The sequence below is a fragment of the Microvirga aerilata genome (assembly GCF_016743775.1).
Taxonomy (GTDB): Bacteria; Pseudomonadota; Alphaproteobacteria; order Rhizobiales; family Beijerinckiaceae; genus Microvirga; species Microvirga aerilata.
Genome location: NZ_JAEQMY010000006.1, coordinates 25476 through 39661, shown reverse-complemented (window position 1 = coordinate 39661; position 14186 = coordinate 25476). Strand labels below are relative to the sequence as shown.

The window sequence follows — 14186 nt, the reverse complement described above, 5'->3', positions numbered from 1 at the left end:
TGGATGGACGATGGCAATGGCGCTGCTCACTTTTACGACGAGCAAAACGAAAACCGCCACAACGACCGTGAAAACCACGGCCGAATAAGCCTCGTCGTCCCCGGTCCTCTCTCCCCACGGGGCGAGAGGCAGCACCCGAACAGGGTTTTTAGGTTCCGGGGAGAGCCAAAACAGGAGAAGTCCAATGGGTTTTAAGATCGCCGTCGTCGGTGCGACCGGCAATGTGGGCCGCGAGATGCTGAGCATCCTCGCCGAGCGGGCCTTTCCGGCCGACGAGGTGGTGGCGCTGGCCTCCCGCCGCAGCCAGGGGTCGGAAGTCTCCTACGGCGACAAGATCCTGAAGACCAAGACGCTGGACACCTATGACTTCTCCGACGTCGATCTGTGCCTCATGTCGGCCGGCGGCGAGGTGTCCAAGGAGTGGTCGCCCAAGATCGCGGCCCAGGGCGCCGTAGTGATCGACAACTCCTCCGCCTGGCGCTACGACCAGGACGTGCCGCTGGTGGTGCCCGAGGTGAATGCCGAGGCCCTGCGCGAGATCAAGAAGGGCATCGTCGCCAACCCGAACTGCTCCACCGCCCAGCTCGTCGTGGCCCTGAAGCCCCTGCACGAGCGCGCCACCATCAAGCGCGTGGTCGTGGCCACCTACCAGTCGGTCTCCGGCGCCGGCAAGGACGGCATGGACGAACTCGACCGCCAGACCAAGGCGCTCTACTCGCTCCAGGATGTGCAGGAGAAGAAGTTCCCGAAGCGCATCGCCTTCAACCTGATCCCCCATATCGACGTGTTCATGGAGGACGGGTACACGAAGGAAGAGTGGAAGATGATGGTCGAGACGAAGAAGATCCTCGACCCGAAGATCAAGCTCACCGCCACTTGCGTGCGCGTGCCGGTCTTCATCAGCCACTCGGAAGCCGTGAACGTGGAGTTCGAAAACCCGCTCTCGGCCGACGAGGCGCGGGATATCCTGCGTTCGGCGCCGGGCGTTCTGGTGATCGATAAGCGCGAGCCCGGCGGCTACATCACCCCGCACGAGGCGGCGGGCGAGGACGCCACCTACATCTCCCGCATCCGCGAGGACATCACGGTGGAGAACGGCCTATCCTTCTGGTGCGTGTCCGACAACCTGCGCAAGGGCGCGGCGCTGAACGCCGTGCAGATCGCCGAAGCCATGGCCAATCGCGGCCTGCTGAAGCCGAAGAAGCAGGCGGCCTAAAAAGCTCCTCCTCAAGGCCGCCTCCGGGCGGCCTTTTCATTGCTGGCGATCCTCAGATTCATGGGCGGGCGTTGGTTCCCTTCGCCACCGGTCCTTGGTCCGGCTTCCCGGGTGCTGCTCAAGTCCGATGTCGCGCAGGATGTAATCGTTCAAACGCTGGAGATCGGACGAAAGGATTCGAGGTCTGCTGCTTCTCCAATTGCGTACGAAGCAGCGAATTGCCTTCCAGGCATGAAGCATCCTCATGACGAGCCTCTCTTGAAACACTGTTCGAGAGAAGCTAGGCTTTGATGGTGGGAGTGGCGAATGGCACTTTCTCACCAGTGCATGAGCCAGATTCATGAGGTGCTTTTGACGGGCCGATCTTCGCCTCTTCCGCCCTTGCCTTGGCTTCGCACCTTCGAGGCCGTGGCGCGCCATCTCAGCTTCAACCCAAGCCGCCGACGAGTTATGCGTGACGCAGAGCGCTGTCAGCCATCAGGTGCGGCAGCTCGAGGCGCATCTCGGATGCCGGCTGTTCCGGCGCAACAATCCGGGGATCGAGCTGACCGAGGATGGACGGACCCTGCTTGCCGGGGTGTCCGATGGCCTCCAGCACATCCGCGCGGCAGTGCATCGCGTCAGGACCCGTGGTCAGACGGGGCTTCTCACGGTCTCCGCGCCCACATCGATTGCTACATGGTGGCTTGTTCCCAGGCTCGGCCGATTCGCCATTCGTCACCCTCGGATCGAGGTCCGGATTGCCGCGATGGAGAACATGCCGGATTTCGCCCGTGACGGTGTCGATCTTGCCATTGTGGCGCAGCCTTCGGCAAAGGCCCATCTGAGCGCGACCAGCATGCCTCTTGTTCGGGAGGAGGTGTTCCCCGTCTGCAGCCCCGCTTTGCTCGATGGCGATGGCAGGCTTTCCATCAAAGACCTGAAGCATCATGCGTTGCTGCGCGAGGATGGATATCGCGATGCGGATCTCAGTCCGGTAAGGCCGGAACTCGACTGGAACGTCTGGCTCAAGTTCCTGGGCCTCGAGGGCGAAGAAGCGCACGGTCCCCGCTTCAGCCATTTTGGCCTTGCGTTGCGTGCCGCCATCGACGGAGCGGGTCTGGTGCTCGGCCGCTCCCCGATGATCGACGCGGAACTCGCGGCTGGTCGGCTCGTCCGACCTTTCGGGGACGTCAGGATGATGGCTTCGACCACCTTCGTGGCCCTCTGGCCCGGGGCTCTCGTCGACGACGCCCGGCTCGTCGCCATGCGTGAATTTCTGCTCGATGAGTCCTGCGGTTGCGAGCTGGCAGCGGGTCCGTGTGGCATCCCGCCCTCTGAACGGGATCAGAAGGAGCGCGAAGAGCGCTCCGTCTCGCTGGCGAACTGATTACGCAGGACCCTCGGCATCGTCTGTGCGCGGCGATCAGATCGTGCTCGAGGGCTTCTCACGATAGCGGAAGAAATCGAAATCCGCCGGCAGGGCTCGGCCCGTCATGTCGTGGGCGGCCATGCCCACGAACGCTCCCGTAAACGAGCCGTGGGCACCCGGCCCCGCCTCGTCGGACAGGATGCTCGCATCGAGAACCGGGCCGACGGGCGTCCAGGTCACGCCGTCCATCGACCAGCGGAACTGCAGCTCCGCCTGTCGGACGTCGACGCCGAGATGAACCGGGCCGCTTGCCGGCAGAGGCAGGTCGCTCTCCAACGCGTAGGTCATCAGCGCGTCGGGGTGATCTCCAAGGCAGGAGATGACCTGAAGCACGCGCCCTCCGTCATCTCCGGTCGAGACGGCCAGGTAATGGAAGCGGGCGCGGTCGTAGTAGCAGATCAGGCCTGCCAGCTGCTGATAGGTTTCGGGCTGGAACTCCACCGAGGTCTCGGCCGAATAGATCCACGAGGTCTGACGGCGGGCCACCAGTGCCTGTTCGAACCAGCTGCCGATGGACTCGCGCCCATAGAGCCTCAGGTGACCGGGCCGGGCCGTGGTCGAGAAGATCCGGTCCGGCTCGGGCGTGCGCAGCCACTGGAACACGGACGGAAGCTCCCCGTCGTCGAAGTCGTAGCGATCGGGCTCGGGCGGAAACGGATGCGGCGGAAGATCGGGGCCTTCGACCTCGAGGGCCGGCACCTGCCCGCCTTGCGCCAGATAGAGCCAGCCATCCTCGTTCCACACCACCCGCTGGATCGCCGTCTCGCGGCCGAGCGGCGAGCGCCGCGTTCCGGGCAGCGGCCGGCTGCACAGATGGGTGTGGAACACCTCGCCCGTGGATGTCTCCACATAGAAGCCGTGGCCCGCCCGCTGGAGCGGGGCGTCCGGGGCGTCCTTGCTGGTGATCAGATGCGCGTTGGGGTGAAGCTCGTAAGGGCCGTCGATGGTGCGGGAGCGCGCCATCGTGACCGCATGGTTGTAGGCGGTGCCGCCTTCGGCCACCGTCAGGTAGTACCAGCCGTTCCGCTTCCACAGATGCGGCCCTTCGACGAGCCCGAGCGGGCTGCCCTTGAAGATGTTCTTGATGGGGCCGACGAGGCGCTGCTCGGTGGCTGAGTATTCCTGGAGCAGAATGCCGTCGAAGGAGCTGCGGCGGCGGCGGTGGTCCCAGACCATGTTGACGAACCACTTCCGGCCATCCTCGTCGTGGAACAGGGACGGGTCGAAGCCGGAGGAGTTCATATAGACCGGGTCGGACCACGGACCCTCGATGGAGGGCGCGGTCACCAGGTAGTTGTGCGTGTCCTTGAAGTTGCCGAGGCGCCGCTTCACGTCGGTGTAGATCAGCCAGAACAGGCCATCCGCATAGGTGAGGGCAGGCGCCCAGACGCCGCAGCTGTCGGGATTGCCCCGCATGTCGAGCTGCGACCGGCGATTGAGCGGACGGCCAACCAGGCGCCAGTTCGCAAGGTCGCGCGAGTGGTGGATCTGGACGCCCGGATACCATTCGAATGTCGAGGTCGCGATGTAGTAGTCGTCGCCCACGCGGCAGAAGGCCGGATCCGGGTTGAAGCCCGGCAGGATGGGATTGCGAATGGTCGGCATCGGGAGTTCCCTGGACGTGAGCGGAACGGGGCGGCTTCGAGCGTCCTAGCCCTCGACCGGGCGCGCTGAAAACATCGACACGCGCTCCGGCATGTTCTCCACCGCCGGCTTGAACTCGCCGGTTTCGGGATCGCGCACCATCAGCACGCCGGTGGCCACGCCGAAATAGGCGCCGTGGAGCTGCAGCTTGCCGCGCTCCACCAGGATGCGCACGCAGGGAAACGTCATCAGGTTCTTCAGGCTGTTCTCGATGGCCGCGAGTTCGAGGCGCGGCAGATAGGATTCGAGGTCGCCGTCAGGGGGCCCGAGCCGTTCGCCGGCAGGCTTGATCAGGTTCATCCAGCGGCCGATGAAATCGCCCGGCGAAAGAGGCGCGGTCTCGTCGGCGAAGGCGCGCACGCCGCCGCAGCGGGCATGGCCCAGCACCACGATGTGCTTGACCTTGAGCGCCTGCACGGCGAACTCGAGCGCCGCCGAGGTGCCGTGATAATCGCCGCCGGTCTCGAAGGGCGGCACGAGGTTGGCCACGTTGCGCACCACGAAGAGCTCGCCGGGGCTTGCATCGAAAATCACCTCCGGCGACACGCGGCTGTCGCAGCAGCCGATCACCATCACCTCCGGCGATTGGCCTTTTTCGGCAAGCGCCTCGAAGCGGTTCTTCTCGCGCGGGAAGCGCTCGTCGAGAAAGGCGCGATAGCCTTCGGTCAGGCGTTGCGGGAACATGTCGTGCTCCTTGTCTGTCTCGTCACTTGGCTGATCACTTGGCCGATCCGAACGTGATTGGCAATCCATAACCCTTGCCATAACCCTTGCCAAAGCCAGGCTTCCGGTTAAGCTCAAGATAGGCAATGTAGTATCAAATCTTGCGACAGGGCATCCATGCTGAGTTCCTCAACCCTCGCCGCTGTAGCGATCATTGCGTTGGCAAGCGCCCTGACGCCCGGTCCAAACATGATCTATCTGGTTTCACGGTCGATCTGCCAAGGACGGGCTGCCGGTTTCATCTCGCTGACCGGGATTGCCGGCGGTTCGTTGTTTTACATCGTCTCCACGTCGCTCGGCATCACCTCGATCGTCATGGCGCTTCCTTATGCCTATGACGCGCTTCGCCTCGCTGGCGCCGCCTATCTGCTCTATCTGGCATGGCAGGCTGTGAAGCCGAGCGGACGCGCCGGATTCCAGCTGCGGAACCTGCCGCCTGACAGCAATCGCAAGCTTTTTACCATGGGGCTGGTCACAAGCGTCCTCAACCCGAAGGCAGCCTTGTTCTACCTGTCTCTTCTGCCCCAGTTTATCGACCCGTCCCGCGGATACGTCCTCGTGCAGTCCGTGCTGCTGGGTCTGACCCAGATCGTTGTCGCCGTGGTCACGTATTCGCTGATCATTGCAGCAGCGGGAGCCGTCACGGTCTTCCTGTCCGGGCAGTCGCGCTGGATCGTCGTCCAACGCTGGAGCATGGCCACCGTGCTGGGCGGACTTGCCGTGAGGATGGCCTTCGAGGCTAAGAGGTAGCGCTTTCCTCGGCAACCTGAGCAAGCTTTGCGAGTTCGACATTGGCTCCGCACAGGAGCACGCCGACCCGCTCGCCTGACCGGGGTTTATACGCGCCCGAGACCAGCGCCGCCAGAGCCGCGGCGCCCCCTGGCTCGGAGGCGATGCGGTAGTCCTGCCAGAGCAGCCTCTGCGCATCGCGGATCGCCTCGTCGGTGACAAGCGCCACGTGATCCACCGTCTTGCTGCAGACCGAATAAACCAGATCGCCGGTGTTGCGGGCTCCCAGCGAATCGGCAGCCACCGAGTCGACGTCCACATCCACCGGGCCGCCCGCTTCGAGCGCGGCATGAAGCGCGCGCGAGCCTTCCGGTTCGACGCCCACCACCTTCACGCGGCCCGCCCACCAGCTGGCGACGCCGCTGATGAGCCCGCCACCGCCGACGGCGACCAGGACGGTGTCGAGATGGGGTTCGTCCTGCTCCCATTCGAGGGCGGCGGTTCCCTGACCGATCATGGTGCCTTCCGCCGCAAAAGGATGGACACGAAGCGCACCGGCCTCTGCCACATGCAGATCGCAGGCTGCTTGAGCATCCGCATAGCGCGCGCCGCCGATCACCACCTCGGCGCCATGGGAGCGGATGACGGCGATCTTGGCGGGGCTGGAGATCTCCGGCACGAAGATGCGGGCTTTCACGCCCAGCTGCTTGGCCGCATAGGCCACCGCTGCGCCGTGATTGCCGCCGGAGGCTGCCGCCACGCCGGCTGAGGGCACCTCCTGCGACAGCAGGGCGTTGAAGGCGCCGCGGGTCTTGAACGAGCCCGCATGCTGCAGGAACTCCAGCTTCAGGCTCACCGGCCCGTCATGGCCGAAGGCCTTGCCGAGGCTCATGACTGGCGTGCGCCGGATATGGGAGGCGATGCGGGCGTGGGCGTCTTCGATCTCGGCGCGTGTGATGCTCATGACCTACCTGCGGAGCGTCCAGATGGCGACCGGCAGGCCGTGGGCGTCGCGGCCGGGCGGGTCGGGAAACGGTTGTCCTCCACCTCTCGCGAGATCCAGCGCCACGGTCAACCCCGCCAGCGCATCGAGCAGGTCGTCCCGGGCGGCGCCGCGGGGAGGGGGCGCATGGATCAGCTCGTCGGGCAGGAGACCGGACCGCATGAGCAGATCCCGCCGCAGAGCCATGCCGGCTTCAAAGGGTGTGCCTTTCACCTTCTTCGGCCGGTCGAGGGCCTTGCACCCGTTAAGCGACCAGAAGGCAAGCTCGGGATGCACCTCGTGGATTCTCGGCACGAGATCCGGCCGGGCGCGCAGCAGCGCGTCGATCTCGCGGATTTTCGGGAAGATGGCAAAGCCCTGCCGCGACACCTTTCGCGGCGGATCCGATGTGGCGGCCGCAATCGTGCAGGCCTCTCCGTAATCTCCCGCCTCGACGGCCTGGCGTGACGGAATGGCGAAGACGGAGGATTGCCGCTGCCCCAGCAGCGGGCGGATCAGCTGCTCCGGGGGCCGGCCCGAGCCCGATGTCCGGTCAGGCAGGCCGATGGGCATGTCGACCGCAACGATTGCAGGCCCTTCCGGCGCGTCGACGATGCCGGCAATCGTCGGTGCCGTCACGATGCGGTGGGTGCGCGGATCGTCAGCCCGCATGAACACCGCAATCCACCCGGCCCGGCAGCCGTCGACCCCTGCCACCCACATCGTTTGGCTTCTCCATTGCGGACGCTCGCGAGAGGATTACAACCGATCTGCCGTCCAAGGAAAAATCATGATTACGATCCGTCCCCGCCGCAGCGCGCTCTACATGCCCGGCTCGAACGCCCGTGCCATCGAGAAGGCGAAGACCCTGGCAGCCGACGTGGTGATCTTCGACCTCGAGGATGCGGTGGCGCCCGACATGAAGGCTCAGGCGCGCGAGCAGGTCTGCGCCGCCGTGCGGGCGGGCGGCTATGGCCGGCGGGAGCTGGTGATTCGCATCAACGCCCCTGAGACGCCCTGGGGCGAGGCCGACCTCGCGGCCGCCGTCGCGGCGGCGCCCGATGCGATCCTCGTGCCGAAGGTGTCGTCGGCGGAAACGCTTGCGGCCGTGGGCCTGGGCCGGCTCGGAGCAACGGAGCGTACCCGAATCTGGGCGATGATCGAGACGCCGCTTGCGATCCTCCAGGTGGAGGCGATCGCCAGGGCGGCCCGCGATGCGAGCACGCGCCTCGACTGCCTGGTCATGGGCACCAACGATCTCGCCAAGGACACCCGGGCCCGCCTGCTGCCGGGACGCGCGGCGATGCTCCCCTGGCTCATGACGGCGCTCGCGGCAGCGCGGGCCCACGGCATCGACATTCTCGACGGGGTCTACAACAGCCTGTCCGACGCCGACGGCTTTCGGGCGGAATGCGAGCAGGGCCGCGACTGCGGCTTCGACGGCAAGACCCTGATCCATCCGGATCAGATCGCCGCGGCCAACGCCGTCTTCGCGCCGTCGGCCGAGGAGGTGGACAACGCCCGCGCCATCGTGGCGCTCTTCGAGCAGCCGGAACATGCGGGCAAAGGCGCCGTCAGCCATAACGGCCGCATGGTCGAGCGGCTCCATGTGGAGATGGCCAGGCGCGTGCTGGCGCTGGGTGAGGCAATCGCAGCTCGAGCCTAAGCGCCGCTCATGAGCTCGGCGCGATCATATCCTTTGCGTAGCTGTCCCGGTCGATGTCGATGATTTCGGCGCAGAGCTGGATGTGGTGATTCGAGGGACCTGAAAAGATGCTGCGCAATTCCTGAAGCAAGGCGCTGGAGAGATCACGCTTCACCTCGGGGGATCGGCCGCTGGATAGGGAGAGTTTTGCATGAACGAAAGCTCTCCCGGCCGGAGTGACGCCGATTACAAAATCATCCAGGGCGACGGCCCGAGCCTTGATGTCAATCTCATCGAACTGGCCGGATCCGAAGAGTGCCTTGTTGAGCCTCAATAGAACCTCCTGCTCATCGAGGAGGTTCAGGTTCTTCGTGTATTCCAGAAGCAAGTGAGGCATTGCGAAGGCAACTCCGTTGCGGGGCGAAATGACCCGACACGGTGTAACGTAGACCGTCTGGCGGAACAACCGCTGGCCTGCGCTCAATCCCCCAGCGGCCGCGCCTCTTCGGGCAGCATGATCGGGATGCCGTCGCGGATCGGGTAGGCGAGCTTCGCCCGCCGGCTGATCAGCTCCTGGCGGGCCGCGTCGTATTCCAGGGTTTCCTTGGTGAGGGGGCAGACGAGAAGCTCGAGGAGCTTGGGGTCGATCCGCGTGGCCTCCACGGCCTGGGGCGTCTCGGGTGTGTCCGGTACCATCGGGGCTGTTCCTATTGCAGGGTCGAGTCCGAGCCCACGCCGCCGCGGGCGAGCTCGATCTCGGTCAGCGCGATGAGAACCTCCGCGCGGGACTTGAGATTGGGCGCTTCGAGCAGCGCCTGCTTCTCGCGCACGCCGAAGGGGCTCATCATGCACAGGGCGTTGACGAGGGCCTCGTTGGGCGCCTCCTCGATGCCGCGCCAGTCCACCTTCACATGCACCGTATCGACGAAATCGCGCAGGGCCTTGACCACCCCCGCCCGGTCCACCTCGTTCTCCCCGGCGCGGGCCGTGAAGTCGGAGGCGAAGGGCTCGAAGGTCACGCGGCACCGGCGGAACAGGTCGATCGGCGGCAGCTCCTCCTCGATCCTGAAGCGCGAGATGCCGATCAGGGTGATGAGATAGCGGCCGTCGCCGGTCTCGGCGAACTGGGTGATGCGGCCGGCGCAGCCGGTGCGATAGAGTTTGGGCACGGATGCATGAGGGTCGTTGTCCGCATCGGGCTGCACCATGCCGATGATCCGGCTGCCCCTGAGCGCTTCATCCACCATCGCCAGGTAGCGCGCCTCGAAGATGTTGAGCGGCATCTGCCCGCGCGGCAGGAGAAGGGCGCCGGGAAGGGGGAAGACGGGAATGACCGACGGGCAATCCTCTGGCCCCCGGTATACCGCGTTCATTCCCATTCCGATCTCCCAAACTGTGGGCAGCGTCAAGCGAACAGGAGCGAGGAGAGCCTCCGCCGTCCCGCCAGGGTCATCTCGTCCATCGGGCCCCAGGCCTCGAAGAACTGAACGAGCTGCTTGCGCGCGCCGTCCTCGTTCCAATTGCGGTCGCGCCGGACGATTTCAAGGAGGTGATCGACAGCTTCTCCGCGCCGCCCGCGGGCGTTCAACCCGATGGCGAGATCGAAGCGAGCCTGATGGTCGGCGGGATCCGCCTCTACCTTTCGCTGGAGGTCGGCAAGGTCGCCGAGCGAGCCCGCCTGCTCGGCGAGCTCGATGGCGGCGCGGGCGCCGGCAAGGGCCGGGTCGCCCGCCTTGGCCTCCGGGGCCATGGCCAGAAAGCGTTTGGCGCCCTCCAGGTCGCCCACCTCCACATGGAGCTTCACGAGGGCCGCGAGGGCCGCAACGTTTTCCGGGTCCTGGGACAGGACGGCGGCATAGAGCTCGGCAGCTCCGCCCATGTCGCCTTCGGCGGCCAGGCGGTCGGCCTCGGCGAGAATTTCCTCCACGGCGCTGGGACCGAGCGGTCCGACGAGGCGTTCGATGAAGCCCTTGATCTGGCTTTCGGGCAGCGCGCCCATGAAGCCGTCCACGGGCTGGCCGCGCTGGAAGGCGAAGACGGCGGGGATCGACTGCACGCCGAGCTGGCCCGCGATCTGCGGATGCTCGTCGATGTTCATCTTCACGAGCTTCACCTTGCCGCCCGCCGCGCGCACGGCCTTCTCCAGGATCGGCGTCAGCTGCTTGCAGGGGCCGCACCAGGGCGCCCAGAAGTCGACGAGCACCGGCTGCTGCATGGACTCGGCCAATACGTCCTGGCGGAACGTCGCCGTGGTGGTGTCCTTCACGAGATCGTCGGAGGGGGTGGGGTTATCGGACAGCATGCGATCCTCGAAGGGTGAACATCGTGAGAAGAACGTCTTAGCGCATCGCGCGGATAAGTGGTCCCGGTTTTCCGCGCCCAGCCATGCGTTCGGCATGAATGAGCGTCGGCTGTATCCCGAAAAGTGGTGCCCACTTATGGGTCCGATGCTTTACATGGGAGCTTGGGTGTCGTCTGGCAATTCCGCCGGCGGTTCGGGCAGGCGCAGGATGAGCGGGTCGTGCCCCGTGGCCCGCAGGAACGCCACCAGGTCGTCCCGCGACACCCCGGTGGTCATGGAATTGACGAGCGGGTGAAAATTGACCCGCTCGTGCTCCATGAGATTGGCGTCGAGCACCATCGTCACCTTGCCGTCCGTATCGTTCACCACGGCGAAGGCCGTCACCGAACCCGGCTCCACCCCGAGGAGCGCGCGCAACTGGTCGGCGGAGCCGAAGGACAGGCGGCCCGAGGCGCCGATGGCCTCGTGCGTCCGCTTCAGGTCGATGGCGGTGTCGTGCTTGGCGGAAATCAGGAAGAAGCGCCCCTTCTTGTCCTTCACGAACAGGTTCTTGGAATGAGCCCCTGGAATTTGCTCCTTCACCGAGGCCGATTCGGCTACCGTGAAGACTGGGTCGTGCTCGACGGTCTCGGCCTTGATGCCGAGTTCGCTCAGTCGATCCAAAAGGTTCTGCGGGGACAGATGGGCCAAGCTTGCAACCTCCATACGGGCCCAGGTTCTAGCGACCGGATGAAGCAGGCTCAAGGCTTCCGTTGAAAAGATCGACAGGACCCCCTTGCAATGCGCCGCGTTTTGGGGCAAATCAGCGGCCTCGCAACGGTGCTTCGGCGCCGCGGAGCGCGGGTGTAGCTCAGGGGTAGAGCACAACCTTGCCAAGGTTGGGGTCGAGGGTTCGAATCCCTTCGCCCGCTCCATTCTCTCAGAGATGAGAGTTTTACGAAGGCCCGCCGTCAGGCGGGCTTTTCGTTTTTCCAAGGCCCCTTGCCTCATTCCAAAAGACGATCCGGTGCGTGGGCTTTGGCCTCGCCTCGCCAATTCTTCAGGCTTATATCTCGGTGAAACCGGGAGAGACCACATGGCTGACGCGCGGCACCTGAGCATCTTGGAGGAACTCGAGCGCAAGGTGCTCTGGCTCTCCACCTGGACCATTCACAACGCCAATCACCTGCGCGCCAGCGAAGACGGCATGAAGATCGGCGGGCACCAGGCCTCCTCGGCCTCCCTGTCCACGATCCTCAGTGCCCTCTACTTCTCGGGCTTAAGGCCGGAGGACCGGGTGGCGGTCAAGCCCCATGCCAGCCCGATCTATCACGCCATCCAGTATCTCTTCGGCCGCCAGACCCGCGAGAAGCTGGAAAACTTCCGCGGCTACAAGGGCGCGCAATCCTATCCGTCCCGCACCAAGGACATTGACGACGTGGACTTCTCCACCGGTTCGGTGGGCTTAGGGGTCGCCCAGACGCTCTTTGCCAGCCTCGTGCAGGACTACGTGAAGGCCCATGGCTGGATGAAGGACCGGCCCGAGGGCCGCATGATCTCGCTCGTGGGCGATGCCGAGATGGACGAGGGCAACATCTTCGAGGCGCTGCTCGAGGGCTGGAAGCACGGCATCCGCAACACGTGGTGGATCATCGACTACAACCGCCAGAGCCTCGACGCGGTGATCCGCGAGGGCCTGTGGGAGCGGTTCGAGGCGCTCTTCCGCAATTTCGGCTGGGACGTGGTGATCCTCAAGCATGGCTCCCTGATGCAGGAGGCGTTCAAGGAGCCCGGCGGCGAGCGCCTGCGCGACTGGATCGACTCGTGCCCGAACCAGCTCTACTCGGCCCTGACGTTCCAGGGCGGCGCCGCCTGGCGCAAGCGCCTGCTGGACGATCTCGGCGATCAGGGGCCGGTGACCCGCCTCATCGAGAAGCGCTCCGACGAGGAGCTGGCGCGGCTCATGTCCAATCTCGGCGGGCACGATCTGCCGAGCCTGCTCGACGCCTTCGAGAAGGCGCGGGAGCACGACCGGCCGGTGTGCTTCCTGGCCTATACCATCAAGGGCTTCGGCCTGCCGCTCGCCGGCCACAAGGACAACCATTCCGGCCTGCTCACGCCCACCCAGATGGAGGCTTGGCGTACGGCCCAAGGGGTGCGGCCGGGCCACGAATGGGACAAGTTCGAGGGGATGAGGACATCCCAGGCCGAGGTCGAGCGCTTCTTGGCCGAAGTTCCCTTCGTCCAAAAGGGCACCCGCCGGTATAGCGCCCCCCAGGTGCCGGTGCCGGAAAAGCTCACCTTTCCGGCCAATGCGGCCATGTCGACCCAGCAGGGCTTCGGCTTCATCCTCAACGAGCTCGCCCGCTCCGATCATGCGCTCGCCTCCCGCGTGGTCACCACCGCGCCGGACGTGACGGTGTCGACCAATCTCGGCGCCTGGGTGAACCGGCGCGGGCTCTATGCCCGCGAGAGCCTGGTCGACACCTTCAAGAAGGAGCGGATTCCCTCGACCTACAATTGGGAGTTCTCGCCGTCCGGCCAGCATATCGAGCTCGGCATCGCCGAGATGAACCTGTTTATCGTGCTCTCGGCCTTGGGCCTGTCGCACTCCCTGTTCGGCGAGCGGATCCTGCCCATCGGCACCCTCTACGATCCGTTCATCTATCGCGGCGCCGATGCCCTGAACTATGCCTGCTACCAGGATGCCCGCTTCATGATCGTGGCCACGCCCTCCGGCGTGACGCTCGCGCCCGAGGGCGGCGCGCATCAATCCATCGGCACCCCGCTGGTCGGCATGGCGCAGGACGGGCTCGCCTCCTTCGAGCCCGCCTTCGTGGACGAGTTGGCCGTCATCATGCGCTGGGCCTTCGACTACATGCAGCGGGAGGGCGGCGAGCCCGACGAGAAGACCTGGCTGCGCGACGAGACCGGCGGCTCGGTTTATCTGCGCCTGTCCACCCGCACCCTGGAGCAGCCGCAGCGGGAGATGACGCCGGACCTGGCCGATGACATCAGGGCCGGCGCCTATTGGCTCAGGAAGCCCGGGCCCAACGCGCAGGTGGTCGTCGCCTATACGGGCGCCGTGGCGCCGGAGGCCATCGAGGCGGTGGGCCTGATGGCCGAAGACCGGCGCGACATCGGGCTTCTCGCCATCACGTCGGCCGACCGGCTCAACGCGGGCTGGACGGCGGCGCAGCGCGCCCGCGAGCGCGGCCTTGTTCATGCGCGGTCCCATGTGGAGCGCCTGCTCGCCGACGTGCCGCCCCATTGCGGACTGATCACGGTGATCGACGGCCATCCGGCGACGCTCGCCTGGATGGGTTCCGTCATGGGCCACCGCACCCGCTCGCTCGGCGTGGAGCATTTCGGCCAGACCGGCACGGTCAAGGACCTCTACCGCCACTTCGGCATCGACGCCCAGGGCATCATCTCGGCCGCCGAGATGATCGCGCCGGGGCGGCCGATCCGGCATTTGAAGGCGGTGTGACGGGTGCGGCAGGGCGGAATTTGCCGCTGAGGGGCTTTGCGTGGTAACCGCGGGCCCTTCAGCGC

The 14186-nt window shown here is 65.6% G+C and carries 14 protein-coding genes and 1 tRNA gene; 6 read left to right on the top strand and 9 right to left on the bottom strand.

Translation table 11 applies throughout. From position 1 onward, the window contains the following. Positions 1-184 precede the first annotated feature (184 nt). A complete protein-coding gene (locus JKG68_RS05820; RefSeq protein ID WP_202056872.1) occupies positions 185-1216 on the top strand; it encodes an aspartate-semialdehyde dehydrogenase in 1032 nt (343 codons plus the stop codon). A gap of 418 nt (positions 1217-1634) precedes the next feature. Further along, complete coding sequence (locus JKG68_RS05815; RefSeq protein ID WP_312890740.1) at positions 1635-2585, top strand: LysR substrate-binding domain-containing protein; 951 nt, start codon at positions 1635-1637, stop codon at positions 2583-2585. Between the two features lie 36 nt (positions 2586-2621). On the opposite strand, the gene JKG68_RS05810 is transcribed toward JKG68_RS05815, so the two are convergent. Together JKG68_RS05810 and JKG68_RS05805 are read right to left on the bottom strand one after the other, a co-directional pair. Further along, positions 2622-4232 (bottom strand): glycoside hydrolase family 43 protein, encoded by a 1611-nt coding sequence (locus JKG68_RS05810; RefSeq protein WP_202056869.1) that lies wholly within the window; start codon positions 4230-4232, stop codon positions 2622-2624. A gap of 45 nt (positions 4233-4277) precedes the next feature. Beyond that, on the bottom strand, positions 4278-4955 hold the full coding sequence (locus JKG68_RS05805) for a carbonic anhydrase (RefSeq protein WP_202056868.1): 678 nt from the start codon (positions 4953-4955) through the stop codon (positions 4278-4280). 156 nt (positions 4956-5111) lie between these two features. Here JKG68_RS05805 and JKG68_RS05800 point away from each other — a divergent pair, with 156 nt between their 5' ends. After that, entirely contained in the window at positions 5112-5744 is a 633-nt protein-coding gene (locus JKG68_RS05800; protein WP_202056867.1) for a LysE family translocator, read from the top strand. Here the strand turns inward: JKG68_RS05800 and JKG68_RS05795 are convergent. Together JKG68_RS05795 and JKG68_RS05790 are read right to left on the bottom strand one after the other, a co-directional pair. After that, positions 5734-6687: a threonine/serine dehydratase gene (locus JKG68_RS05795; protein ID WP_202056866.1), complete on the bottom strand. Its 954-nt coding sequence runs from the start codon at positions 6685-6687 to the stop codon at positions 5734-5736. The genes JKG68_RS05800 and JKG68_RS05795 overlap by 11 nt on opposite strands. 3 nt (positions 6688-6690) lie before the next feature. Further along, on the bottom strand, positions 6691-7428 hold the full coding sequence (locus JKG68_RS05790; RefSeq protein ID WP_202056865.1) for a DUF429 domain-containing protein: 738 nt from the start codon (positions 7426-7428) through the stop codon (positions 6691-6693). A gap of 67 nt (positions 7429-7495) precedes the next feature. On the opposite strand from JKG68_RS05790, the gene JKG68_RS05785 reads away from it, so the two are divergent. Beyond that, on the top strand, positions 7496-8371 hold the full coding sequence (locus JKG68_RS05785) for an HpcH/HpaI aldolase/citrate lyase family protein (protein ID WP_202056864.1): 876 nt from the start codon (positions 7496-7498) through the stop codon (positions 8369-8371). A gap of 7 nt (positions 8372-8378) precedes the next feature. On the opposite strand, the gene JKG68_RS05780 is transcribed toward JKG68_RS05785, so the two are convergent. The 5 genes from JKG68_RS05780 to JKG68_RS05760 form a co-directional block, all read right to left on the bottom strand. Next, positions 8379-8747, bottom strand: coding sequence for a 5-carboxymethyl-2-hydroxymuconate Delta-isomerase (locus JKG68_RS05780; protein ID WP_202056862.1), 369 nt, complete (start codon positions 8745-8747; stop codon positions 8379-8381). Between the two features lie 83 nt (positions 8748-8830). Beyond that, positions 8831-9046, bottom strand: a complete 216-nt coding sequence (locus JKG68_RS05775) for a Trm112 family protein (RefSeq protein WP_190846049.1) — start codon at positions 9044-9046, stop codon at positions 8831-8833. 11 nt (positions 9047-9057) lie between these two features. Beyond that, positions 9058-9729, bottom strand: coding sequence for an LON peptidase substrate-binding domain-containing protein (locus tag JKG68_RS05770; protein ID WP_202056860.1), 672 nt, complete (start codon positions 9727-9729; stop codon positions 9058-9060). Between the two features lie 26 nt (positions 9730-9755). Further along, positions 9756-10652 carry a thioredoxin gene (gene trxA / locus JKG68_RS05765; RefSeq protein ID WP_202056858.1) on the bottom strand — a complete coding sequence of 299 codons (897 nt, stop codon included), beginning with the start codon at positions 10650-10652 and terminating at the stop codon, positions 9756-9758. A 150-nt stretch (positions 10653-10802) separates the two neighbouring features. Continuing rightward, positions 10803-11342 carry a prolyl-tRNA synthetase associated domain-containing protein gene (locus JKG68_RS05760; protein ID WP_246515127.1) on the bottom strand — a complete coding sequence of 180 codons (540 nt, stop codon included), beginning with the start codon at positions 11340-11342 and terminating at the stop codon, positions 10803-10805. 149 nt (positions 11343-11491) lie between these two features. Here JKG68_RS05760 and JKG68_RS05755 point away from each other — a divergent pair. Together JKG68_RS05755 and JKG68_RS05750 are read left to right on the top strand one after the other, a co-directional pair. Continuing rightward, positions 11492-11566, top strand: a tRNA-Gly gene (locus JKG68_RS05755). Positions 11567-11727: 161 nt separating this feature from the next. Next, on the top strand, positions 11728-14121 hold the full coding sequence (locus JKG68_RS05750; protein ID WP_202056852.1) for a thiamine pyrophosphate-binding protein: 2394 nt from the start codon (positions 11728-11730) through the stop codon (positions 14119-14121). Positions 14122-14186: the final 65 nt, after the last annotated feature.

What these genes read in the sequence shown, in the direction of transcription:
- JKG68_RS05820 (WP_202056872.1), top strand. Translation starts at nt 185, where the DNA reads ATGGGTTTTAAGATCGCCGTCGTCGGTGCGACCGGCAATGTGGGCCGC.
- JKG68_RS05810 (WP_202056869.1), bottom strand. Translation starts at nt 4,232, where the DNA reads ATGCCGACCATTCGCAATCCCATCCTGCCGGGCTTCAACCCGGATCCG.
- JKG68_RS05805 (WP_202056868.1), bottom strand. Translation starts at nt 4,955, where the DNA reads ATGTTCCCGCAACGCCTGACCGAAGGCTATCGCGCCTTTCTCGACGAG.
- JKG68_RS05800 (WP_202056867.1), top strand. Translation starts at nt 5,112, where the DNA reads ATGCTGAGTTCCTCAACCCTCGCCGCTGTAGCGATCATTGCGTTGGCA.
- JKG68_RS05795 (WP_202056866.1), bottom strand. Translation starts at nt 6,687, where the DNA reads ATGAGCATCACACGCGCCGAGATCGAAGACGCCCACGCCCGCATCGCC.
- JKG68_RS05790 (WP_202056865.1), bottom strand. Translation starts at nt 7,428, where the DNA reads ATGTGGGTGGCAGGGGTCGACGGCTGCCGGGCCGGGTGGATTGCGGTG.
- JKG68_RS05785 (WP_202056864.1), top strand. Translation starts at nt 7,496, where the DNA reads ATGATTACGATCCGTCCCCGCCGCAGCGCGCTCTACATGCCCGGCTCG.
- JKG68_RS05780 (WP_202056862.1), bottom strand. Translation starts at nt 8,747, where the DNA reads ATGCCTCACTTGCTTCTGGAATACACGAAGAACCTGAACCTCCTCGAT.
- JKG68_RS05775 (WP_190846049.1), bottom strand. Translation starts at nt 9,046, where the DNA reads ATGGTACCGGACACACCCGAGACGCCCCAGGCCGTGGAGGCCACGCGG.
- JKG68_RS05770 (WP_202056860.1), bottom strand. Translation starts at nt 9,729, where the DNA reads ATGGGAATGAACGCGGTATACCGGGGGCCAGAGGATTGCCCGTCGGTC.
- trxA (WP_202056858.1), bottom strand. Translation starts at nt 10,652, where the DNA reads ATGCTGTCCGATAACCCCACCCCCTCCGACGATCTCGTGAAGGACACC.
- JKG68_RS05750 (WP_202056852.1), top strand. Translation starts at nt 11,728, where the DNA reads ATGGCTGACGCGCGGCACCTGAGCATCTTGGAGGAACTCGAGCGCAAG.